This window comes from Rhizobium arsenicireducens (assembly GCF_964021225.1).
Genome location: NZ_CAXHYK020000001.1, coordinates 4,263,608 through 4,285,843 on the forward strand (window position 1 = coordinate 4,263,608; position 22,236 = coordinate 4,285,843).

At 61.3% G+C, this 22,236-nt stretch carries 17 protein-coding genes, 3 pseudogenes and 1 riboswitch; of the genes and pseudogenes, 4 read left to right on the forward strand and 16 right to left on the reverse strand.

What is annotated here, in order from left to right:
• Window positions 1-8: 8 nt before the first annotated feature.
• From ACWPVA_RS20775 to epmA, 6 genes and pseudogenes are all read right to left on the reverse strand, one after another.
• Window positions 9-977 (reverse strand): DUF1839 family protein, encoded by a 969-nt coding sequence (locus ACWPVA_RS20775; protein WP_454289471.1) that lies wholly within the window; start codon window positions 975-977, stop codon window positions 9-11.
• A 4-nt stretch (window positions 978-981) separates the two neighbouring features.
• Entirely contained in the window at window positions 982-1,890 is a 909-nt protein-coding gene (locus ACWPVA_RS20780) for an amino acid--[acyl-carrier-protein] ligase (protein ID WP_454289472.1), read from the reverse strand.
• Window positions 1,891-1,894: 4 nt separating this feature from the next.
• Window positions 1,895-3,076, reverse strand: a complete 1,182-nt coding sequence (locus ACWPVA_RS20785; protein WP_454289473.1) for an acyl-CoA dehydrogenase family protein — start codon at window positions 3,074-3,076, stop codon at window positions 1,895-1,897.
• Window positions 3,076-3,327, reverse strand: a complete 252-nt coding sequence (locus ACWPVA_RS20790) for an acyl carrier protein (RefSeq protein WP_454289474.1) — start codon at window positions 3,325-3,327, stop codon at window positions 3,076-3,078. Before ACWPVA_RS20790 ends, ACWPVA_RS20785 begins: the two co-directional genes overlap by 1 nt.
• Before the next feature lie 195 nt (window positions 3,328-3,522).
• A complete protein-coding gene (locus ACWPVA_RS20795) occupies window positions 3,523-4,563 on the reverse strand; it encodes a lysine-2,3-aminomutase-like protein (protein ID WP_454289475.1) in 1,041 nt (346 codons plus the stop codon).
• Window positions 4,560-5,625: pseudogene (gene epmA / locus ACWPVA_RS20800) on the reverse strand (EF-P lysine aminoacylase EpmA). Before epmA ends, ACWPVA_RS20795 begins: the two are co-directional and overlap by 4 nt.
• A 144-nt stretch (window positions 5,626-5,769) precedes the next feature.
• Between epmA and efp the strand changes: the two are divergent.
• Window positions 5,770-6,339, forward strand: coding sequence for an elongation factor P (gene efp / locus ACWPVA_RS20805; RefSeq protein WP_454289476.1), 570 nt, complete (start codon window positions 5,770-5,772; stop codon window positions 6,337-6,339).
• 78 nt (window positions 6,340-6,417) lie between these two features.
• Here efp and ACWPVA_RS20810 read toward each other — a convergent pair whose 3' ends face one another.
• Together ACWPVA_RS20810 and ACWPVA_RS20815 are read right to left on the reverse strand one after the other, a co-directional pair.
• Entirely contained in the window at window positions 6,418-7,425 is a 1,008-nt protein-coding gene (locus ACWPVA_RS20810; protein ID WP_454289477.1) for a sodium-dependent bicarbonate transport family permease, read from the reverse strand.
• 142 nt (window positions 7,426-7,567) lie between these two features.
• Complete coding sequence (locus ACWPVA_RS20815; RefSeq protein ID WP_454289478.1) at window positions 7,568-7,798, reverse strand: YdcH family protein; 231 nt, start codon at window positions 7,796-7,798, stop codon at window positions 7,568-7,570.
• A gap of 100 nt (window positions 7,799-7,898) precedes the next feature.
• Between ACWPVA_RS20815 and ACWPVA_RS20820 the strand changes: the two genes are divergently transcribed.
• Window positions 7,899-8,807, forward strand: a complete 909-nt coding sequence (locus tag ACWPVA_RS20820; RefSeq protein WP_454289479.1) for a hydrogen peroxide-inducible genes activator — start codon at window positions 7,899-7,901, stop codon at window positions 8,805-8,807.
• A gap of 63 nt (window positions 8,808-8,870) precedes the next feature.
• On the opposite strand, the gene ACWPVA_RS20825 is transcribed toward ACWPVA_RS20820, so the two are convergent.
• Entirely contained in the window at window positions 8,871-10,355 is a 1,485-nt protein-coding gene (locus ACWPVA_RS20825) for an NAD-dependent succinate-semialdehyde dehydrogenase (protein WP_454289480.1), read from the reverse strand.
• Window positions 10,355-11,639 (reverse strand): annotated as a pseudogene (locus ACWPVA_RS20830) (4-aminobutyrate--2-oxoglutarate transaminase). The gene ACWPVA_RS20825 and the pseudogene ACWPVA_RS20830 overlap by 1 nt, the downstream one beginning before the upstream one ends.
• Before the next feature lie 159 nt (window positions 11,640-11,798).
• On the opposite strand from ACWPVA_RS20830, the gene ACWPVA_RS20835 reads away from it, so the two are divergent.
• The gene (locus ACWPVA_RS20835; RefSeq protein ID WP_454289481.1) at window positions 11,799-12,629 is read left to right on the forward strand and encodes a MerR family transcriptional regulator; all 831 of its coding nucleotides are present in this window, start codon (window positions 11,799-11,801) and stop codon (window positions 12,627-12,629) included.
• Between the two features lie 102 nt (window positions 12,630-12,731).
• On the opposite strand, the gene ACWPVA_RS20840 is transcribed toward ACWPVA_RS20835, so the two are convergent.
• The 6 genes and pseudogenes from ACWPVA_RS20840 to ACWPVA_RS20865 all read right to left on the reverse strand — a co-directional run bounded on the left by ACWPVA_RS20840 (window position 12,732) and on the right by ACWPVA_RS20865 (window position 21,299).
• Window positions 12,732-14,144: an efflux transporter outer membrane subunit gene (locus tag ACWPVA_RS20840; RefSeq protein WP_454289482.1), complete on the reverse strand. Its 1,413-nt coding sequence runs from the start codon at window positions 14,142-14,144 to the stop codon at window positions 12,732-12,734.
• 144 nt (window positions 14,145-14,288) lie between these two features.
• Window positions 14,289-17,402 (reverse strand): efflux RND transporter permease subunit, encoded by a 3,114-nt coding sequence (locus ACWPVA_RS20845; protein WP_454289483.1) that lies wholly within the window; start codon window positions 17,400-17,402, stop codon window positions 14,289-14,291.
• A gap of 42 nt (window positions 17,403-17,444) precedes the next feature.
• A complete protein-coding gene (locus ACWPVA_RS20850; protein ID WP_454289484.1) occupies window positions 17,445-18,659 on the reverse strand; it encodes an efflux RND transporter periplasmic adaptor subunit in 1,215 nt (404 codons plus the stop codon).
• A 159-nt stretch (window positions 18,660-18,818) separates the two neighbouring features.
• Window positions 18,819-19,380 (reverse strand): annotated as a pseudogene (locus ACWPVA_RS20855) (TetR/AcrR family transcriptional regulator).
• A 120-nt stretch (window positions 19,381-19,500) separates the two neighbouring features.
• A complete protein-coding gene (locus ACWPVA_RS20860; protein ID WP_454289485.1) occupies window positions 19,501-20,451 on the reverse strand; it encodes a phosphoribosylaminoimidazolesuccinocarboxamide synthase in 951 nt (316 codons plus the stop codon).
• Window positions 20,452-20,645: 194 nt separating this feature from the next.
• Complete coding sequence (locus ACWPVA_RS20865; protein WP_454289486.1) at window positions 20,646-21,299, reverse strand: energy-coupling factor ABC transporter permease; 654 nt, start codon at window positions 21,297-21,299, stop codon at window positions 20,646-20,648.
• A 52-nt stretch (window positions 21,300-21,351) separates the two neighbouring features.
• A riboswitch (cobalamin riboswitch) is annotated at window positions 21,352-21,566 on the reverse strand.
• A 196-nt stretch (window positions 21,567-21,762) separates the two neighbouring features.
• Here ACWPVA_RS20865 and ACWPVA_RS20870 point away from each other — a divergent pair.
• Window positions 21,763-21,978, forward strand: a complete 216-nt coding sequence (locus ACWPVA_RS20870) for a hypothetical protein (protein ID WP_454289487.1) — start codon at window positions 21,763-21,765, stop codon at window positions 21,976-21,978.
• The last annotated feature ends 258 nt before the right edge of the window (window positions 21,979-22,236 follow it).

Here is a 22,236-nt window from a genome sequence, read left to right on the forward strand (position 1 = left end):
ATGCCTCCTCAGGCGAGGGTTTTGCCAAGTTCTCCGATCAGCTTGTCCCAAGCCTCGGCCGCCGGGTCCAGAGCGGATTGCAGCGGATCGAACTTTTTCCGCGTCACCGCACGGGCCAGCTGAAACTGTACGGTCTTGGCCGTCTCCGAGATCTTCAGGGCGTGCGCGGCGGAAACCTCGAACTGCGACGGAGAAAGCCAGGCCAGATGGCTGGCGAGAAGCTCGAAGTTCGCGCCGAACTGGCGCAGCGTGTTGAAGGCATATGTGTGGAAATAGCCGAAGGGGCGCTCCGCGATCGCCTCGACCTGGGTCGGGAAGACCTCAGCAAAGGCGGCGATCGGATTGGAGTCGGGCCGACGGGCGAAATGCCGCATCAGCAGGCGGCGGGCGGTTTCGCGCTGGTGCTCTTGCGATGGCAATGCGGCGGGAAATTTGGCGAACTCGGTATAGGGCAGGAAGGGCAGGGCGCGTTCCGGCATATGATGCTGGAATAGCCCGTCGAAGTCTTCCTCCTCGACGCGGAAGAAGCCGGCGTTGTGGAAGTAGTCCATCGTCCTGGCGTCGAGATCGAGACGATTGATGGCGACCGTCGTCTTGCCATGCTCCTGGCGATAGCCGACGCCGCGAGTGTCCGGCAAGAAATAGCTGTCCATCTCGACGAGGCAGAGGCGGCCACGCGCGATCTGCTGGGCGACATGGGCCTCGACGCTGTCGAAGATCGCCAGTTCCGTGACGCGGATGCCGTACAGATCTTCGAGGTCTTCCAGCGGCACCTTGAAGAAGGTCAGCTGGTCGCCCTCGAAGTCCTGGGTCAGCGTGAAGCCGAGCATGGCCTCGGGCGCGAGGCCGAGCGTTGCCAGAACCTCGACCCACAGATCGACATAGCAATTGGTTTCCGGCCACATGCGTTCGCTCGCATGCAGCGCATGGGGCGTATAGGTGGCCGGATCCAGTCCGGGAAAGACCGCAGGCGTCACCGGATCAGCCCCAGAGTGCGGCGCGAACTGAAGCGGGCCACTGGTCGACGTCCAGCCCGTGGTGATGGAACAGCGCCAGCGCAATGCGTTCCAGACCGAAGCCGACGCAGGCTGTGTGTGCCACCGATCCGTCCGCGAGGTTCAGGCCCCATTTCGACCCGAAGGCATCCTGGTGATAGTTGAAGCTCATGCAGGCCGTCGGATTGGACGTGGAGGTGATCGGGATCAGCAGTTCGAACTTGAGGTTCTGGTCGCGCTGGTTGTTGGCGAGCATCTTGCCGGCGCGGCCGAAGAACGGGTCGTTGGCCACGTCGATCTCCACCGGCAGGCCGACCTCGGCCATGATCTGCTGGCCACGATCCATCCAGGTCTGGCGGAAGTCGGTGACGTGGTCCTGACTGCCCATGCAGACATATTCGCGCATGCGGAACAGTTGCTGGCGGGCCGGGTCGTTGGACGGCTCATGACGGAAGCAGTAGGATTGCAGGTCGTAGAGCCCGCCCTTTTCCGGCAGGTTGCCGCGCTTGGCGATCGTCGGATAGAGCGGATAGCACGCCGCCGGCGTCAAAACGATGTCGGTCGCCTTTTGCTCTGTGGTCCAGTCCTCGTCGGCGTCCATGCATTTCAGCAGGCTGACATGGTCGAGCTCGTTGCCGCAGAAGCTGTGCACGGTTCCGGCCAGCTGCGGGAAGCTCTTCATGTAACCGCTCTTTTCGAAATAGGCGCGGTTCATGCCCGGCGGGAAACGGATCGCTTCGGCGCCGTCGGCCGCACCGTAGCGGTCGATCAGTCTTTCGAAGGCGGCGATCACGTCTTCAAAGCGGCCGCTGCGGCCATAGAGGCCATCCACGCCGGTTTCGATCAGGAGGCCGCTTTCGAATAGGCGGTCGAGGAAGCTTACCTGCATATCCATGGTTCTATCCCAGCAATCCGGTTTCCTGCTTGTGAACAAGCAGCATGGTTGAGGTGTTGGCGAGAATGCGATCGTTGGAGATCATCAGTTCGGCCGAATGCGCGTCGCGCAGGTGCCGGCCGAGGCTGTAGGGCGTGCCATTCTTGTAGCCGAGGATGCCGCAGATGCGCATGGCCTGGTTGATGACCGGCAGGATCATCTCGGAGGAGGCGATCTTGACGTTGTTCATCGCCACGGCGAAGCCCATCGAGGAAAGACGGTCCTGATCCTTGCGGGCGGCTTCAAAAGCTTGCAGGCCCTGGACGATATTGGCGCGGATGGCCTGTAACTGGCCCGACATCTCGGCGAGCTGGACGAGGCCGGGCGGCTGCGTACCGGGTGCCTTGCGGGCGGCGGCGCGCACGAAGTTCTGGGCACGCGCGAAAGCGTCGACCGCGATGCCGTACCAGAGCGAACTCCACAGCAGGTGGGCGCTGGCCAGCATGGACTGGGCGGCAATCTCGGCAAAGGGTTTCGGCAGGATCTGTTCAGCCGGCGCCTCGCCCTTGAAGATGAAGCCGTCGGAACAGGTGCCGCGCATGCCGAGCGTGTCCCAGGTCTGGGTGCGCTCGAGCGTGTACTGGTCCTTGAGGAAGACGGTCATCACCTGGTCGGACGAGGCCGCGTCCTTGTGGCTGCGCGAGGTGATCAGGATGGCGTCGCAGTCGACGCCGTATGAGATGACGGTCGCGTCCTTCTCCAGCGTGCAGCGGCCATCCTTCACTTCGATTGCGCAGATGCTGTTGCGCATGTTGCCACCGATGCCGGCTTCGGTCGTCGCCGAGCCGAGGAGCAATTGTTCAGTGGCGATCCGGCGCATGAATTCGCGGTGCCACGTGGCTTCATGACCGTGCGAGACGAGGCTCGAGACCTTGATCTGGTGCATGGCGAAGATCATGGCGCTCGAGGCGCAGGCCTGGCCGATAATGGTACAGACTTCGGCGATCTCGGAGGTCGACAAGCCTTCACCGCCGAGTTCCGAGGGGATCATGATGCCCATCAGTTTGACGGCCTTCATTTCCTCGATCGCTTCGCGGGGGAAGCGTCCGACCTTGTCCACGTCGTCGGCATAGGCGGCGGCGACCGTGGCGACCCGGATGGCGCGGGCCTTCAGGTGGGTTTCGTGCGTCTTCGCGGAGAGGTCCATCAGGCGACCCTTCTGTCCTCGAGAATGGTGTTCACGGTTGCTTCGATCGCAGCGATGCTGGCGAACGACTTGCGATTCAGCATGTGGTCGGGAAACTCGATGTCGAAGGCTTCCTCGAGGCCGAGCATCAGTTGGACCGAGGCGAAGGACGAAAGGCCGGCCGCATAGAGATCGGCGGCGTCGGCGACGCTGTTGACGGAGACGGGCAGGCCACCGAGTTTCGCCAGCAAAGTCCGAATTGTTTCGTTCATCTACTTACCCTTCCCGGATGCTATTCTGCAAAATGCTGGGTGATTTCTTAGGCGTGAAAGCATAATATTCCGCTAAACGCCGTAGTTAAGGAAAAATGAGCGGTGCTGACGATCGTCAACGGATGCATGCACGGATCTGCGTGAGGGCAAATTCCGGGGGACAGCGCGGCTGGCTGGGCGCGATTTTCTCAAGAATCAGGGGTAGTTGCGACGCTCGCCCTGACGGTCGATGACCTCATATCGACCCGGTTCGATCTCGCGCAACGTGCCGTCTCCGATCGACGCCTTTCCATGGCCTCCGGGCAGGTCGAGGATGTAGGCGGGGATGCACAGGCCGGAGATCCTGCTGCGCAGGGCCTTCATGATTGCCTGTCCCTCGGCGATCGAGAGGCGGAAATGGCCAGTTCCCGGCGCCATGTCCGGATGATGCAGATAGTACGGCTTGACCCTGGCCTCGACGAAAGCGCGCATGAGTTCGCCGAGCACGTCCGGATCGTCGTTGATGCCCTTCAAGAGCACGCTCTGGCTGACCATGGCGATGCCGGCATCGACGAGCCGGGTGCAGGCATCCCGGACGGCTTCGGACATTTCGCGCGGATGGTTGGCGTGCAGTGCGACGTAAGTCGTCTTGCCACTCGCCATTAGGGCATCGATCAGCTCGCCACTGACCCGTGCCGGATCGACGGCGGGGACGCGGCTGTGGATGCGCACGATCTTCACGTGCGGGATCGCCGCGAGCGCAGTCGTGATTTCGCGCAGGCGACGGGGCGACAGGATGAGCGGATCGCCGCCCGTCAGGATGACTTCCCAGATTTCGGTGTGGGAACGAATATAGGCGAGGGCGGCTTGCAGCTGTGCCGGCGGCAGGTTGCCGTCACCCTGCGGCCCGACCATTTCGCGGCGGAAGCAGAAACGGCAATAGACCGGGCAGACATGCACGGCCTTCAGCAGTACGCGGTCGGGATAACGGTGGACGATGCCCTCGACCGGGCTATGGGCATGGTCGCCGATCGGGTCGGCCCGTTCGTCGGGCGTTTCAATCAGTTCCGCCGCTGTCGGCAGATACTGCAAGGCAATCGGATCGGCCGGGTCCGTCTTGTCGATCAGCGCCTCTACGGTCGGGGTGAGGCCGATCGCATATTTCGAAGCCACGCGCTCGAGCGCAACACGTTCATCCGGCGTGACAAGGCCGGCGGCGATCAGTTCTTCGACATTGCGGAGGCCCGCGGTGCTCACGACGACGTCTCCGCCACCGGTGCCCACATCACCTGATCGATGCGCAGGGCACCCGTCGCCAGCATGACCAGCCGGTCGAAACCAAGGGCGATGCCTGAGGCGTCCGGCATGATCGAAAGGGCGTCGAGGAAATCCTCGTCGAGCGGATAGGTTTCGCCATAGACGCGCTGTTTTTCCGCCATCTCGGCCTCGAAGCGGCGACGTTGTTCGTCGGCGTCCGTCAACTCGCCGAAGGCATTGGCAAGCTCGACGCCGCATGCATAGAGGCTCGAACCGCTCCGCAACGCGCCGGTCCCTGGCGGAGGGGCGTGCCAGCGCCGCCTCGCAGACAGGATATTCATCGAGGATCGTGGCACGGCCGAAGCCCAGATGCGGTTCGACCTTCTCGACGAGCACCCGGCTGAACAGGTCGGCCCAGGTATCGTCTTCGGCGACGCGCATGCCGGCCTTGCGCAGCTCGGCTGCCAGATGGTCGCGATCGGTGGAGCCGTCTGCATCCACCGAGGCGAGCAGGTCGATTGCGGCATGGCGCTCGAAGGCTTCGGCGACTGACAGGCGTTCGGGATCGAGGAGGGGATCGCAGGTCCGGCCGCGATAGGCGAAGCTGCGCGTCTTCGTGGTCTCTGCGGCCAGCGCGACGAGTGCGGCGGCATCGGCCATCAAGAGCTCGTAGCCTTCGCCCGCGCGGTACCATTCGAGCATGGTGAATTCGGGGTGGTGCAGCGGGCCGCGCTCGCGGTTGCGGTAGACGTGTGCGAAGCAGGAGATTCGAGGCTCCCCGGCGGCGAGCAGCTTCTTACAGGCGAATTCGGGCGAGGTGTGCAGGTAGAGAGGTGCCGCAATACCGTCATTGGCGATCGCTTCGGTGGCAAAGGCATGCAGATGGGCCTCGTTGCCGGGCGAAACCTGCAGCGTGGCCGTATCCACCTCGATGAAGTCGCGATCGAAGAAATAGCGCCGGAATGCCGACTGGATGGCATTGCGTCCCAGCAAGAAGGGGCGCCGGTCGGCATGAGCCGAAGGCGTCCACCATGCGGCAGAGGAGCGGCGGCGATCGTTCATTCCGGCTTTCTCGGTCCTTGTTACAACGCGGGCTGGCTATTTGGCCGATTTTGGGTTAGTTGCGCCCAGGAAAATTCAAAAGACATCAGCAGGGACGGCGGGTCGTCCTTTACGACGGGTCTTTCGCAGTTACAAGGAATTCCAATGGTCAAGGTCATCGCCTCCTCGGTTCGCAAGGGCAACGTTATCGATGTGGACGGCAAGCTTTATGTCGTTCTCACCGCCGAAAACTTCCATCCCGGCAAGGGTACGCCGGTCACCCAGGTCAACATGCGCCGCATCGTCGACGGCGTGAAGGTTTCGGAACGCTGGCGAACCACCGAGCAGGTCGAGCGCGCCTTCGTCGAAGACGTCAACTTCCAGTTCCTCTATGAGGACGGCGAAGGCTTCCATTTCATGAACCCGGAATCCTACGACCAGGTCGTCGTCGATGTCGAGACCATGGGCGACCAGAAGGCCTATCTGCAGGAAGGCATGACCTGCATCCTGTCGATGCATGAAGGCATCGCGCTCGCCATCCAGCTGCCGCGTCACGTGACGCTTGAGATCGTCGAGACCGAACCGGTCACCAAGGGCCAGACGGCGTCGTCTTCCTACAAGCCGGCCATCCTGTCGAACGGCTTGCGCACGCTGGTTCCGCCGCATATCGATGCCGGCACTCGAGTCGTCATCGCGACCGAAGACAATTCCTATGTCGAGCGCGCGAAGAGCTGATCTTCGCACTTATCGCTGCTTGAGAGAGGCCCGGTGTTTCAGGAAAGGAATGCCGGGCTTTCTGCATTCGTTTGAAACCTAGTGGCCAGCGATCACCTGGGCGAGAATGACATAGACCGGAATGCCGAGCAGGATATTGAGCGGGAACGTAATTCCCAATGCCAGACTGAGCGAGATTGCCGGTCGGGCCTCCGGAACCGCCAGCCGCATCGCGGCAGGAACCGCTATGTAAGAGGCGCTTGCCGCAAGCGTCATCAGGAGCGCTGTGTTACCGGCAGCAAGCCCTATGCTGGTTGCCATCAGGCCAGCAAGCACTGCGCCCGTCAGAGGCATGAGCACCGCAAAGCTCAGATAACCTGGCGTCAGGTCTTTCCAGCCCGTCCTCAATCCGCGCCCGGCCTGGGCACCAAGATCCAGCAGGAAGAGGCAGAGTGCGCCTGTAAATGGGGCGACCAGGAAGGGTTCCACGCTCTGCATGCCCGCCTTTCCCGAAATCAATCCAATGACAAGGGTGCCCAGCAGGATGACGATGGTCTGGTTCAGGAAAACCTCGCTCAGCAGTGATTTCAGGCCCGGTGGGTGGGCTGTCGTTCCGGATTGTCGGGCAGCTGTGGCGCGCGCCCGATAGATCAGCAGAAGCCCCGTCAGGATGGCCGGCGTCTCCATGATTGCTGCGACGGCGACCATGGAGCCATCATGCTTTATCCCCAGCGCGGTCAGAGCGCTTGCCGCGGCGACGAATGTGACGATGGAAATGGAGCCATAGTGGGCGGCGACCGCAGAGCGCTCGATCGCTCCAAGGTGAGAAACATGGCGCAGCAGCCGTTCGCCGATCAATGGCATCATGGCCGAGAGCGCTATGCCAGCCAGCAGCAGCCAGAGAATCTCGGTGCCCTTGCCGTCAAGCGAAAGGGCGGCGCCTCCTTTGAAGCCGATGGCCAGTATGAGGTAGACCGCGAGCACCTTGTTTGCGCCCTCAGGAAGAGCGAGGCGTGCGCCGGCAAGGGTGGCAAGAAGGCCGAGGAGAAAGAACAGTACCGGTGGCGAGAGGAGATTGGCGGTGGCGATCTCTGTGAAGACGGTCATGACGCTGAACCTGATGGCTGGGAAACAAAGAAAAACGGCCCGCAGGAGGCCCGAAAAAAGACCGGTAAGCATCGCTTACCGGTCTCTGACAAACGTATCTGGCGCTGCTACGGCTACGGCGCCCGAACGTCCGTGCTTGTGATTAGCGTATCGTCGAGAGCTGCTTGCCGAAGGGCAAGGACATGGACCGCCCCTTGGATGATCCTGTCATTTCCGCCCGCTCCAGCATCGCGATCTGTTCCTTCAAGTGAAGCTTTATCTTCTTCAAGGAGCGGACACGGATCCCATCCGGCCGCGGGCGCCGTTGCTCGTCGTCGATCTTGTTGGCGATCAGGGCGTGGCGCGCTTTGAGGGCTTTGAGCAGTTGCATCATGGGCGGTCTCCTTTTCTACAAGGCAACTATCGCCGATCGGACTTGATTGGGCCAATTCATTGATTATATGCAATCGATAGATTTTAGCTATGAGAATACGATGCCGTATCGTCCCAGTCACCGACAGTTGGAATATCTGGTCGCGTTGGGCGATACGGGCCATTTTGGCGAAGCAGCGCGACGTTGCAACGTGTCCCAGCCGACGCTCTCGGTGCAGGTGGCTCTGCTCGAAAAGCAGTTGGGCGCCGCACTGATCGAGCGGACGCCGGGTCAGGTCGCGCCGACCCCGGTGGGGGCCGAGGTGATTACCGCAGCGCGCGTCATCCTGCATGGTCTGGACGAGATCCGGGCCTTGGCCGCCGGTTCGAAGGGCAATCTCGGAGGGACGCTTCGATTGGGTGTGGTCCCTTCTTTTGGTCCCTATTTCCTGCCCTATCTGCTGCCGCAGTTGCACAAGGAACATCGGGATCTCAAGGTCTACATCCGCGAAGATCGGCCACGTCCGCTGGAACGCGCCGTGCTGGAGGGGGAAACGGATTGCGCCCTGGGACAGATACCGGATCAGGAAGAGCTCTTTTCATTTCGCACCGTCTGCCATGAGAAGATCTATCTCGGGGTGCCCAGGCAGCATCCACTGGCGCGGCTCGAGCGTGTGCCGGTCGCGGCGCTGAAGGGAGAAAGATTGCTGACGCTTGGGCCGGGACACCGATTGCTAGATGATGTTCGCCGACTGGCCAGCATATCGGGTGCGATGCTGGCCGAGGACTATGAAGGCTCCAGCCTCGATGCGCTGCGGCAGATGGTGTCCATCGAAATGGGGCTGTCCCTGTTTCCGGAACTCTATGTCCGGTCCGAATTCGGCAAGGAACAGAATGTCCGCCTGTTGACCCTCGACGGCTGGGCGGGGGAGCGGCATATCGGTTTCTTCTGGCGCAAGTCGAGCGCGCGCGGCGCGCACTACGAGGCACTGGCCCTCTTGGGCAAGACGGTTGCCCAGTCGCTGTTCTGACCGCACTTTGCCAAGCAAAAAAACCCCGGTGCGGGGCACCGGGGTTGTCTATCCGTCAATCGATCAGGCGATGCCGCCCAGGCACATGTATTTCAGCTCGGTATAGTCGTCGATGCCGTATTTCGAGCCTTCGCGACCGAGACCGGACTGCTTGATGCCGCCGAACGGGGCGACCTCGGTGGAGATCAGGCCGGTGTTGATGCCCACCATGCCGTATTCGAGCGCTTCTGCGACCCGGAAGATCTTCGCCACGTCCTTCGAGTAGAAGTAGGAGGCCAGACCGAACTCGGTGTTGTTGGCGAGCTTGATGACTTCCTCTTCCGTCTCGAACTTGAAGAGCGGTGCGACCGGGCCGAAGGTTTCCTCGACGGCGACCTTCATGTCGGAGGTGACGCCGGTGAGGATCGTGGGCTGGAAAAACAGGCCGCCCTGATCGGCCGGCTTGCCGCCAAGCGCCACCTTGGCGCCCTTGGAGACGGCGTCGGCGACGTGTTCCTCGACCTTCTTCAGGGCATTGGTGTCGATCAGCGGGCCGGTGGTCACGCCTTCGGCAAAGCCGTCCCCCACCTTCATCTGGCCGACGCGCTCGGCAAGCTTGGCGGCGAAGGCGTCATAGACGCTGGACTGGATGTAGAGGCGGTTGGCGCAGACGCAGGTCTGGCCGGCATTGCGGTATTTCGAGATCATCGCGCCTTCGACGGCGGCGTCCAAGTCCGCGTCGTCAAAGACGATGAACGGGGCGTTGCCGCCGAGTTCAAGGCCGAGCTTCATGATCTGGTCGGCACCCTGGCGCATCAGGATGCGGCCGACATTGGTCGAGCCTGTAAAGGTCAGCTTGCGGACCTTGTCGTTGTCGCAGAATTCCTTGCCAACCATGGCGGCGTCGGTCGAAGTGACGACCGAAAAGACGCCGAGCGGCAGGCCGGCGCGTTCGGCGAGGATGGCAAGCGCCAGGGCCGAGAGCGGGGTCTGGGCGGCGGGCTTCGACACCATGGCGCAGCCGACGGCGACGGCGGGCGCCATCTTGCGTGCCAGCATGGCGTTGGGGAAGTTCCACGGCGTGATGGCGCCGACCACGCCGACCGGCTGGCGGATGACCAGGATCCGCTTGTCGGCCTGGTGACCGGGGATGGTGTCGCCATAGACGCGCTTGGCTTCCTCGCCGAACCATTCGACGTAAGAAGCGCCGTAGAGGATTTCCCCGCGGGCTTCCGGCCAAGGCTTGCCCATTTCCATCGTCAGGATGGTAGCCAGGTCGTCGGCATTGTCGACCATCAGGTCGAAGAGCTTGCGCAGCACGCCGGCGCGTTCCTTGCCGGTCTTCTTCGCCCAGGTCTTCTGCGCCTTGTCGGCGATTTCGATCGCGCGGGCGACCTCCGCCTTGTTGAGGTCGGGGAGAACGGCGATCACGTCGCCGGTCGCCGGATTGGTTACTTCAAAGGTCTTGCCGCTTTCGGATGCCGACACCCACTCGTCGCCGACAAGAGCCTTGTCGGTGGCAAGCGAAGCATCCTTGAGCTTCGAGGCCAGGATGTTGGAAATGGTCATTAGTTCTTTTCTCCCACAACTTCGCGGATCGAGGCTTCGATGATGTCGAGCGCTTCGTTGAAGACCTCGTCCTGGATGGTGATCGGCGACAGGAAGCGGATGACGTTACCATAGACGCCGCAGGTCAGGAGGATAAGCCCCTTGTCCAGCGCCTTCAGGCGGATGGCGTTGGTCAGGTCGGCATCCGGCTTGGTCGAGCCGGCATGGGCGAATTCGACGGCGACCATGAAGCCCGGACCACGGATGTCGGAGATCTGTGGAATGTCGGCGCGCAGGGATTCGAGGCGCTGCTTGAGACGACCGCCGAGCTGGTTGGCGCGATCGCAGAGCTTCTCTTCCTCAATGACGTCGAGCACGGCATGGGACGCGGCGATCGCCAGCGGGTTGCCGGCATAGGTGCCGCCGAGGCCGCCGGGGCCGGGTGCATCCATCAGTTCGGCGCGGCCGGTGACGGCGGACAGCGGGAAGCCGCCGGCAAGGCTCTTCGCCATGGTCATCAGGTCTGGCTGGACGTCATAGTGCTCCATGCCGAATAGCTTGCCGGTGCGGGCAAAGCCTGTCTGCACTTCGTCGGCGATCAGCAGGATGCCGTGCTCGTCGCAGATCTCGCGCACTGCCTTCATCAGCGCGCGCGGTACTTCGTAGAAGCCACCTTCGCCCTGAACCGGCTCGAGAATGATTGCGGCGACGCGCTTCGGGTCAACGTCGGCCTTGAACAGCTTGTCGAGAACGTCGAGAGAACTCCTCGACGCTGATGCCGTGCAGTTCGATCGGGAAGGGCACGTGGAAAACGTCGCCCATCATCTGGCCGAAGCCGACCTTGTAGGGAACGACCTTGCCGGTCAGTGCCATGCCCATGAATGTGCGGCCGTGGAAGGCGCCGGTGAAGGCGATGACGGCCGAGCGGCCGGTGGCGCAACGGGCGATCTTGACGGCATTTTCGACGGCTTCGGCGCCGGTGGTGGCGAAAATGGTTTTCTTCGGGCCGGCGATCGGGACGATCTTGTTCAGACGTTCGGCCAGCGCGACATAGTTCTCATAAGGCATGACTTGGTGGCAGGTGTGGGTGAAGCAGTCGAGCTGCTTCTTCACCGCCTCGATCACCTTCGGGTGGCGATGGCCGGTATTGAGAACTGCGATGCCGCCGGCAAAATCGATGTAGCGACGACCCTCGACGTCCCAGACCTCGGCATTTTCGGCCTTGGCGGCATAGATCTGCGTGGTCATGCCGACGCCGCGCGAGATGGCATCGTTCTTGCGAACTGCGATTTCGGAGTTCTTCATTTTCTCGTTCCTCTGGTGAGCGGTTGACCCTGGGCGTCGGCCATTTGTGTTCGATCGCAAGGCTGCAATATTTCCTACATTTTTTCTGTAGACTTGCAATATGGATTGTACCAATTATCACGCATGCCAGTGACATCGCGCTGAGAGGGTTCGATCCGCATGGATGATATCCGTTTCAAGATCGCTGAGGCTGCCCGGATGGCGGGGGTGTCCCCTTCGACGCTTAGACTATGGGAAACGCAAGACCTTATTCAGCCGATCCGGACCCCCTCCGGTCAGCGGCTTTATGACCGTGCGTTGTTGGAGCGTTTGAAGACGATTGCCTGGCTGCGTAGCGAGAAGGGGCTCAATCCCGCGGCGATTCGGCAGAGCCTCCATGATGAGGATGCGGCGGATGAGGCAGCCGGTCCCGAGAGGGATGCGGAAGACGGTGCCGTGCCGACGGAGTTTCCGGTCGGTCTCAAGATCCGACGCTTGCGGCGGGATGCGGGCAAGACGCTTGAGGCTGTGGCGCAGGGGACCGGCGTCTCGGTGTCGCAGCTTTCCACCTTCGAGAGGACATCACAGGGGCTTTCCTTCACCGCGTTGCATGGCGTTGCGGCGTTTTTGGGCACGACGCTTGCTTCGCTCAGCGGTCAGGAACAGGGCCTAGGCGGGGAATCCCTGATCCGCGACGGCAAGTGGCCGACCTGGCCGACCACGTCCTCTGGAGTAAAGGTCCAGGTGCTGGCCGAAGGCCGCAACCAGATGGAGTGCAACCGCTTCCAGCTGGCACCGGGTGCTTCCAGTGAAGGGGCCTACCAGCATGAAGGCGAAGAGTTCATCCATGTGTTGTCCGGCAGCCTGGAGATCATTCTCGATGGAGACCGTTTCTTCGAGTTGCATGCCGGCGACAGCTTTTATTTCGAAAGCCGCAGACCGCATTCCTGGCACAACAGTTTTGACGGCGAGACGGTGCTTCTTTGGATCAACACGCCCGCCACGTTCTGACCCGCGCGGCCGCGCCCGGCCCTCTTGATCTCTCGCTTGGCAAAGAAAAACCCGACGACCGTCTACGGTCGGCGGGTTTCAAGTTTTCAGATGTGATCGCTGTTACAGGCCAGCCTTCCTGTCGAAGGCATAGCCGCCGCCGATGGCGACGTTAAGCGCCACATAGTCGGCTGCCATTTGCTGGACGGCCTGGGCGAGGCTCGCCTGCGCGGTCGAGACCGAGCGCTGGGCATCCAGCACGTCAAGCAACGAGGATGCGCCATCCTTGTAACTCGCCGTTGAGAGTGCCAGCGCCTCTTCATAGGAGCGGACGGTTGCTGTCAGTGCGCTCACGGTCCGGCTGTCGCGGTTGACAGCGGCAAGGGCATTCTCGACCTCTTCGACGGCATTGAGCACTGCTGCCTTCCAGGCGAGATAGGCGCCGCGGGCAGAAGATTCGGCGATGTCGACATTGGCTTTGAGACGACCTCCGTCGAGGATCGGCAGTGTCAGGCTTGGACCGAAGGACCAAGATGTAATGCTGCCGGCAAGTGACTTGGTCGAAATCCACGAGGGCGAGATCGAGCCGCCAAGCGTGATCGACGGATAAAGTTGTGACTCGGCGACGCCGATCTCGGCGACGGCTGCCGCAAGCTCGCGTTCGGCCCTGCGGATGTCCGGCCGGTTGCGGATGAGGTCTGCCGGGACGCCGGCATTGACGCTGCGGCGAGCGATTGGCTGGGGTGCGCCCTTCTGCAGGTCGGCGATCAGCGCCGAAGCCGGCAGGCCGAGCAGCGTGGCGATACGGTGTGCAGATCTGCGGAAATTGGTTTCGAGACCTGGCAGGTCGGCAAGTGTCGAGTTGACGAGACCCTCCGACTGCACCACGTCGAGGCGCGATGCGGCGCCGGCCTCGAGCTGCAAACTCGTGAGATCCAGCGTCTCGCGCCGTGAAGCCAGGTTCTTGCGGGCGATCGCGATGCGTTCCTGATAATAGCGCGCATTGATATAGGAGGTGACGAGGTCGGACAGGTAGGACAACTTGGCGACATCCGCGCTGGCATAGGCGGCATCGAGCGAGGCAGTGGCCCCTTCCTTGGCACGGCGATATTGACCGAAGAGATCCAGCAGCCAGGACACGCCCAGGCCGGCGCTGGCCGTCGAAGTCGTATCTGTGGTGCGCACTCTATAGTCGCCGGTGCCCCCGGACTTTGAAATTGATTCGTCGCCCGCCAGGTTCAACGAGGGCAGGCCCCCGGCGCCGGCGACAACGACGCCGGCTTCCGCAGCAGCTATGCGCTCGAGAGCCTGAAGAACGTCGAGGTTCTGGTTGAGCCCCTGTTCCACCAGGCTATTGAGGCGCTTGTCGTTGAATGCGGTCCACCAGGCAGCCATGGCAACCTCGCCATTGCTTCTCTTGCCGCCTTCGGTGAACTTTTCCGGAAGTGGAGTCTGCGGTGGCGTGTGGTCCGGACCGGTCACACAGCCGGACAACAGCAGCAGGGCGAGGGGTGCGGCTACGCGAATGGATAGCATCGTCTAATCCTAGATTGCATTGAGAGTGTCGAACGCAGGGTTCAAGATCTTCGTGACCTGTTGCCGCGCGCCCCGTGCCTCAACTGCGTCGCGATTCGTGAATCGCGACGCAGATATTCTTTTAACCTAGCAAGTCATTGACTGTCATGACAGTGCCTCATTCGTTTTTGCTCGGCTTGTGAGCTTCCTTATGATGACGAAGAAGGACGGTACGAAGAAGATGCCGAGCAGGGTCGCCGCCAGCATGCCGCCAAGCACGCCGATGCCGATTGCGTTCTGCGCCGCAGAGCCGGCACCGGTTGCGATCGCCAGCGGCACGACGCCGAGGATGAAGGCGAGCGAGGTCATGATGATCGGCCGCAGGCGCAAGTGTGCTGCTTCCAGCGTTGCCTCGAGCAGATCAGCGCCACGATCCATGCGTTCTCTGGCGAATTCAACGATCAGAATTGCGTTCTTCGCGGCAAGGCCGATCGTGGTGAGCAGGCCGACCTTGAAGTAGACGTCATTGGCCTGCCCGAAGAAATGCGCCGCGGCGAGAGCTCCCAGTACGCCCACCGGCACCGCCATGATGACCGAGAACGGGATTGACCAGCTTTCATAGAGGGCGGCCAGGCAAAGGAAGACGATCAGGACCGAGAGAGCATAGAGCATGGGGGCCTGAGAGCCAGACAGGCGCTCCTGGTAAGAGATCCCCTGCCACGCGACCGAGTAACCCCCACCGAGGTTTGCCGTCAGGCGTTCCATTTCGTCCATTGCATCGCCCGAGCTCACGCCAGGCCCTGCAGCTCCATCCAGTGAAATCGCACTCGTACCGTTGAAACGGGCCAGAGTAGGAGGACCTCCGACCCAGGAAACCTGGCTGAACGCGGAGAACGGCACCATCTCGCCGCCGGCATTTCGGGCATACCAATGACCAAGGTCGTCCGGCTGCATGCGATAGGGGGCGTCACCTTGCACATAGACGGGCTTCAATTCGTTGTTGAGCGTGAAATCGTTCACGTCCCGGCCGGCAAAGATCGTCGACAGCATCGAATTGACAGTGGCGAGGTCCACGCCCATGGCACCCATCTTCTCCTGGTCCAGCAGGACCTTCAGCTGGCTTTCGGCATCCGGGCTGTTGGATCTGAGCGAGCTGACTTTTGGACTGGAGCTTCCCAGTCCGATGAGTTGCTTTGAGGCCGCCGTCAGGGCTTCGGTGCCCGTGTTGCCGCTATCGACCAGATACATGGAGAAGCCGCTGGACGTGCCGAGACCCGGGATGGCCGGCGGCTGAAGCGGGAAGACCATGGCGTCGCGCAACGTGAAGAAATAGCCCATTGCGCGCTGCACCACAGCGGAGGCTGCGAGTTCCGGCGCCTTACGTTCACCGAAGTCCTTGAGCTTGGCGAACACCAGCGCATAATTCTGGCCTTGACCAACGAAGCTGAAGCCGGACACGGCAAAGACGTCCTGAATGGCGTCCTTTTCCTGCTCGAGATAGTAGTCCTCGATCTTCTTGATGACTTCTTCTGTGCGCGCCGCCGTCGCCCCGTTGGGAAGCTGGACGATCGTCATCAGGACGCCCTGGTCCTCCTGCGGGAGAAAGGAGCTCGGCATACGCATGAAGATCCAGGCGCAGCCGCCAATAACAACCGCGAACATCAGCATGACGCGCATCGGACGCTTGAGCAGGTATCCGATGCTGGACACATAGCCGTTGGTGGTGCGGTCAAAATTTCGATTGAACCACGCGCCGAGCCCTCGGCGTTCCTTGGTGTGGTCGATGGGCTTCAGCATGGTGGCGCAGAGCGCCGGAGTCAGCACGATGGCCACAACGGCCGACAGCAGCATTGCCGAGACGATGGTCACGGAGAACTGGCGATAGATGATACCAGTCGAGCCGCCGAAGAAGGCCATCGGAATAAACACTGCGGTGAGGACCAGGGCGATGCCGATGATCGCGCCGGTGATTTCACCCATCGATTTTTCGGTCGCCTCCAGCGGCGACAGACCTTCTTCGGACATGATGCGCTCGACGTTCTCGACCACGACGATCGCGTCGTCGACGAGTAGACCGATCGCCAGAACCATGGCGAACATAGTGAGCGTATTGATCGAATATCCGGTCAGCGCGAGGATTCCGAATGTCCCGAGCAGAACGACGGGTACCGCGATCATCGGGATAATGGTCGCACGCAGGTTCTGCAGGAAGATCAGGAGAACGAAGAAGACGAGTACGATTGCCTCGATCAGCGTGTGCACCACTTTCTCGATCGAGAGCTTCACGAACGGGGAGGTATCGTATGGATAGGTGATGATGACGTTTTCGGGCAGGGTCGGAGCAATCGCCGCCAGGGCGGTCTTGACGCGATCCGCCGTGTCTAGGGCGTTCGCACCGGTTGCCAAGTTGACCGCGAAACCCGTCGCTGGTTTGCGGTTTGCCCGCGTGTTCGTGGTGTAGCTCTCTTGACCGATTTCGATCCGGGCGACGTCGCTCAGGCGAACCGTCGCACCGTCGGTCTCGACCTTCAGGATAATCGATTCGAAATCCGAAACGGATCGAAGTTGGCTTTGAGCGGTCACCGTCACATTCAATTGTTGGCCGGCCGCGACGGGCTGGCTGCCGAGCGAGCCAACCGAGACTTGGGTGTTCTGGGCCTGAATGGCGTTGGTGACATCGTTCGGCGTCAGCTGGAACTTGTTGAGCTTGAATGGGTCAAGCCAGACGCGCATCGCATAGCCGGTGCCGAAGACTTCGATGCTTCCGACCCCTTCAAGGCGCTTGATCTGGTCTTCGATCTGCGAGGAGAAAATGTCGCCCAGTACGACCGGCATGCGGGCGCCGTCTGTCGAAACCAGAGCGCCCACCAACAGGATACTTGAAGTCGAGCGGGTGACCGAAAGGCCGGCAGACTGGACAACGTCCGGGAGCTGCGACTGCACGAGCTGCAGCTTGTTCTGCACCTGAACCTGCGCAATGTCGGGTTCGACGCTGTTACCGAAGGTCAGGGTTACCGATGCCCTGCCAGTGCTGGACGAGGAAGTCATGTAGGTCAGGTCGTCAAGTCCGGTCATGCCGTCTTCGATAATCGATGTGACAGACTTCTCCACCGTTTCGGCACTGGCGCCGTTGTAGGTGGCGGAGATGCGCACCGTGGTCGGCGCGATTTCCGGATATTGTGAGATGGAGAGTGTGGAAATAGCCAGAACTCCGCCCAGCATGATCACGATCGCGATCACCCAGGCAAAGATTGGACGGCGAATAAAAAACTTGGCCATTGGTTACCCCTTAGCGCCTTGATACTGCCTGCCGCGCACCGTTCAGGGTTTTGCGGCCGGGGTTGCTTCTGGTGCCTTTGGCGCCTCAACGACGAACCCATTGTCATCGACGGTTGCTTCCACGGGAGCCACAGGGGCGCCATCGCCGATCCACTGGAAGCCGTCGACGATCAGCTTGTCGCCATCACTGATTCCTTCCGTGACCAGCCAGTTGTTGCCGGATACGGTGTTCTCGGTGAAGGTGCGTGTTTCCACCGCGTTGTCGGAATTCACGAACTTGGCGGTCAATGCGCCGCGGGCGTCGCGGTTGGCGGCACGCTGCGGGATGAGATAGCCGTTCTCCTTGCCCACCGTGACGGAGGCCCGGACATACATGCCGGGCAAGATGAGATCGTCGGGATTGTCGAAGACCGCGCGGATCGAATAGGTGCCGGTTGTTTCGCTGACCGCCATTTCCGACATGTCGAGCTTGCCGACATGCGGGTATTCGATGCCGTCTTCGAGTGTCAACTTGATATCTGCCGTTTCGTCGCCGTTGCTCAACTGGCCGGCGGCGATCGCCTGTTTCAGGCGCAGGAGGTTGGCGCTCGATTCCGTCAACTCGATATAAATCGGATCGAGGCGGCGCAAGGTGGTCAGAGTTTCGGCCTGGTTTGCCGTCACGACATTGCCGATCGAGAATTTCGACGCGCTTGTCACGCCTTCGAAGGGTGCGTGGATTTCCGTGAGGTCGAGGTTGATCTGCGCGGCGTTCAGGGCTGCCTTGGCCTCGGCGACATTGGCCTTAGCCTGAAGCAGGGTGACCTTCGCATTCTCGAATTCAATCTGCGTCGCACCGCTGCCGACCAGCCGCTCGTAGCGGGCAAGATTGGCCTCCGCGCTCGGAATGCTGGCTTCGGCCTTTGCCAGACTCGCCTGCGCCTGGGCGACCTGGGCGCGATGGGTGTCATCCTCGATCTTATAGAGGAGGGCACCCTCCTTCACTTGGTTGCCTTCCTTGAACGAAATTTCCTTGATGATGCCGCTGACGCGCGGGCGGATCTCTGCGACTTGGAATGCTGCCGCTCGTCCAGGCAATAGCGTGGTCAGAGGTTGCTCCGCCTTCTTCATGATGAGAACGCTGACCGGCGACGGCGGGCGTTCAGTACCAGCGCCGGCTCCGGCCGGCGCCTTGCTTGCGGTGTCTGCATCGTTGCAGCCCACCAGAATGGCGGAGAGTGCCAAAAGCGCTGCGGTCAGCTTGAGGTGTCTTTTCATTGTCTTTTCCGGGTCATCAGTTGGGCGGAGCAAATCCAGTGCTCCAGCATGAGGGGCAGCCGTGGAAATTAACTCCTGTTAATTACCGGACCAAGCGCCTGACTGGGCAATGGGATAAAAACTCAAGATCGATTGCAAAGTGACGTATTCGAGTTATCGTCACTTTGCAAGGGGGCTTTGCAGTGCGGCATTGATAAGGGAGACAACATCTTCGCAGCGTGTTGCCAATATGTCAGCCTTCTCATTTGCGATCATCACGGGATGCAGAACACAGGCGAGGGCAAAAAATGCCGAACTCGCCGCCTTGCGGCTGTCGCTCACCTTGTAGATGCCTTCTGCAATTCCGTCTTCAACGATGGCCGTCAGATCCGCGAGGAGCATGTCCCTGTAACGATGGCCACATTGCAGGTCGTTTTGGGCTGTCAGGAGGACCATTTCAAAAAGGTGCGGATTTTCCTCCAGGTCACGCAAGTGGCTTTCCATCAACTGCTTGACGAGCTTCGAGGAGACGTTCCGGCGCCGCCTTCGCAGCGTCATAGCCGCCGAGGCGGTCAATCATCTTCTCGACATGGCGGGCCGAAATGGCGTCGACCAGGTTTGTTTTCGAACCGAAGTGCTTGAACACATTGGCGGGCGACATGCCAAGCGCGTTGGCAATGTCGGCGATGGCCACACTGCCATAGCCTCGGGTGCGAAAGAGGTGTTCGGCTGTGTTGAGGATGTCCTCGCGCGTCTCCTCGGCTGGCCGGCGGTGCCGCCGTGCCGCTGAGGGCGCGCCGCCTTCGCGCGATGCGTCGGCCTTGGTTGATCTTGCCCTTTCGCGCGCGATTGGCACGGTCGGTCAGCTCCTTGGGAAGTAGGGGGCGAGGTTCATGCGAACGCGGTCGCGCGGTGTCTCGCAACGGTCGTCCGGCACAAACTGAAGCCCGGTGATGGTCTCGTAGGCCTTTATATAGACCTTGGAGGTTTCCTCGACCAGTTCGAGCGGGATTTCCGGGATCTCGTCCTTGTAGGGGTCGCAGCGCTCAGCGACCCAGGACCGGACGAAATCCTTGTCGAAGCTTGCCGGACGCTCACCCTTCTCGAAGCTCTGCTGATAGCTGTCGGCAATCCAGTAGCGGCTGCTGTCCGGGGTGTGGATCTCGTCGGCGAGCAGGATGTTGCCCTCGGCATCGGTGCCGAACTCGTATTTGGTGTCGACCAGGATCAGGCCGCGCCGCGCTGCGATTTCCTGGCCGCGGGCGAACAGCGCCAGGGCATAGGCGGAGACCGTGTCCCACTGCTTCTGCGTCAGCAGGCCTTCCGATAGGATCTGTTCGGCGCTCAGCGGCTCGTCATGGCCGCCATCGAAGGCCTTGCTCGTCGGGGTGATGATCGGCTGCGGCAGGACCTGATTGTCGCGCAGGCCGTCCGGTAGGGTGATGCCGTACATGGCGCGCTCGCCCTTCTTGTAGAGCGTCAGAACCGAGGTGCCGGTCGTGCCGGCGAGATAGCCGCGCACGACGATTTCGACCGGCAGAATGTTCAGCCGCTTGCCGACAACGACATTGGGGTCGGGATAGGTGATGACGTGGTTGGGGCAAATGTCGGCGGTTTCCTCGAACCAGTAGCGCGCCGTCTGGGTCAGCACTTGTCCCTTGTAGGGAATGCAGGTGAGGATGCGGTCGAAGGCGCTCAGCCGGTCGGTCGAGATGATGATGCGACTGCCGTCTGGCAGATCGTAGTTCTCGCGCACCTTGCCACGATAGTAGTTCGGGAGTTCCGGGAAATGTGCTTCGGAGAGAATGCGCAACGGCGTTACCCTTTGATCAGCGGGTCAAAACGGCCGATGTGCCAGCCGGACCGTGGTTTTGAGCCGGGCGAAGTTGTGGCGCGGCGGCTTCTGTAAGGCCGGTACCGCAAGCCGGCGTCTTTTTCAAAGAAAAAAGCGCGTGACCCAAGGCCACGCGCTTCGTGTTCATTCCTTCGGAACAGCTCCGCGGGCCATCAGGCGAAGGTCAGGCGGTTCACTTCGGTCATGCGTGAGACAAGACCGTTCGAGCGAATGCCCTTGATTACCGATACGACCGAGAAGGTGATCACGGCTTCGGCGACGAAGACCGGGAAGTAGGCCGCGACCCAGGTTGCCCAATCGGTCACGGCAAAGCTGTCGTTCGAGATCATCAGCCAGAAACCGACCATGGCGGAAACGCCGGCATAGTAGACGGCGTCGATGCGCAGGACCTTGCCGAGGCTGAAGCGGTCGCGAATGTTCGCGTCGAACAGGCGGCGGCCGAAGCTGTAGTGAGCGGCGATCATCGGCACCATCAAGGACAGAGCGTTGACGCCGAGATGCGGGATGTCGCCTGGCTCGAAGAGGACAGCCTGCAGGACGAGGCCAAGCGCGAAACCGAGCATGGCCGGCGCAAAGCCGAACAGCATGTAGATGGTCGTGGCGCCGATCAGGTGGAGCTCGGAGGGGCCAACGGGCAGGTGCCAAATCTGCATCATGGCGGAGAATCCGACAGCAGCCAGGATGGCCTTCGGCACGACCAGCGGGTTCCTGACGATCGCCGGGAGCTGGGCGGCCACGAGGGCAAGGGCGGCCGCGTTCGCCAGGGCGAGGCGCGCCGGATCAATGATTCCAACTTCGATATGCATGTGTCATTCCTTTCGTCCGCGCCCACCGCGCGGTTTTTCAGTGGATGCCGCTTTCGCGGCGCGTGCGATGGCAGGTCTCCTGGCTCGCGGGTCCTCGTTCGGTCCGCCTTATCAGCCGTTTCCGGCCAATGGCATTCTGGACGTCACTCTCCGCTTACAGTTGCGGGGGCAGCCACGGTTTCGGCCCCTGATGGGTAGTCCTCACCGTATTCCCTCTTCGTCCGCCTCTCCGTTCGGTTTGGCGGAACCATCACGATCACACTAATAGGATCAATGCGCGGCGCATGTCCAGAAGCGTCATCCTTTTTGCCGCGATGCCGATCCAGGGTGCGTGCCCTGAGCAATCATGGGGAGAGGCCATCGTTGCATCTGACAAACGTCATTTTGCCGCATTGTCGCCCCCTGTCGCAGACGATAGGGGTGACAGAAGTCAATAAAGTGTATGCCCGGAAAGGATGAAGCGATGATTGCGCGAATGATCCATCATGTGCCGGTGTTCGGCTGGATGCTGAAGGAGGCCGTCAGCGGTCCGACCACAGCGAAGATCCTTTTCGTCGTCAATCTGCTGCTCGTCTGGCTGCTCGCCATTCTCGCCTTCGGTTACCCCGCTATCATCATTCCTGCGCTGGCGGCGGTGCCGACGGTGTTCGTAATCTTGCTGCTTATCACCAAGGGATGATGTACCGCGGGGCTTGGCGGCCCGATGTTTGCCGTCAGGCCAGCGCAACCGGGTCGTGATAGTAATGGAGAGCTTGGGCGCGCAGGCAGTTGCTGCGAGCTTGAAATGCAGGATACGGCCCCCATATAGGTTTTATCGCGCTATCTCAGCTTCCGGCGCATCCGCTACCGATTGCAGATGATGATGGCAAAGCGCGGTCGGGAATTCTCTCTTCGTTTCAGTCACTTGAGAGAAATGACAGTTTTTTGACAAAACCCT

Coding starts and splice junctions, on each gene's coding strand:
- ACWPVA_RS20825 (WP_454289480.1), bottom strand. CDS start 10,355: ATGACCATTTCCAACATCCTGGCCTCGAAGCTCAAGGATGCTTCGCTT.
- ACWPVA_RS20850 (WP_454289484.1), bottom strand. CDS start 18,659: ATGAAAAGACACCTCAAGCTGACCGCAGCGCTTTTGGCACTCTCCGCC.
- ACWPVA_RS20845 (WP_454289483.1), bottom strand. CDS start 17,402: ATGGCCAAGTTTTTTATTCGCCGTCCAATCTTTGCCTGGGTGATCGCG.
- ACWPVA_RS20865 (WP_454289486.1), bottom strand. CDS start 21,299: ATGCATATCGAAGTTGGAATCATTGATCCGGCGCGCCTCGCCCTGGCG.
- ACWPVA_RS20840 (WP_454289482.1), bottom strand. CDS start 14,144: ATGCTATCCATTCGCGTAGCCGCACCCCTCGCCCTGCTGCTGTTGTCC.
- ACWPVA_RS20820 (WP_454289479.1), top strand. CDS start 7,899: ATGCCGTATCGTCCCAGTCACCGACAGTTGGAATATCTGGTCGCGTTG.
- ACWPVA_RS20835 (WP_454289481.1), top strand. CDS start 11,799: ATGGATGATATCCGTTTCAAGATCGCTGAGGCTGCCCGGATGGCGGGG.
- ACWPVA_RS20785 (WP_454289473.1), bottom strand. CDS start 3,076: ATGGACCTCTCCGCGAAGACGCACGAAACCCACCTGAAGGCCCGCGCC.
- ACWPVA_RS20815 (WP_454289478.1), bottom strand. CDS start 7,798: ATGATGCAACTGCTCAAAGCCCTCAAAGCGCGCCACGCCCTGATCGCC.
- efp (WP_454289476.1), top strand. CDS start 5,770: ATGGTCAAGGTCATCGCCTCCTCGGTTCGCAAGGGCAACGTTATCGAT.
- ACWPVA_RS20810 (WP_454289477.1), bottom strand. CDS start 7,425: ATGACCGTCTTCACAGAGATCGCCACCGCCAATCTCCTCTCGCCACCG.
- ACWPVA_RS20870 (WP_454289487.1), top strand. CDS start 21,763: ATGATTGCGCGAATGATCCATCATGTGCCGGTGTTCGGCTGGATGCTG.
- ACWPVA_RS20780 (WP_454289472.1), bottom strand. CDS start 1,890: ATGGATATGCAGGTAAGCTTCCTCGACCGCCTATTCGAAAGCGGCCTC.
- ACWPVA_RS20790 (WP_454289474.1), bottom strand. CDS start 3,327: ATGAACGAAACAATTCGGACTTTGCTGGCGAAACTCGGTGGCCTGCCC.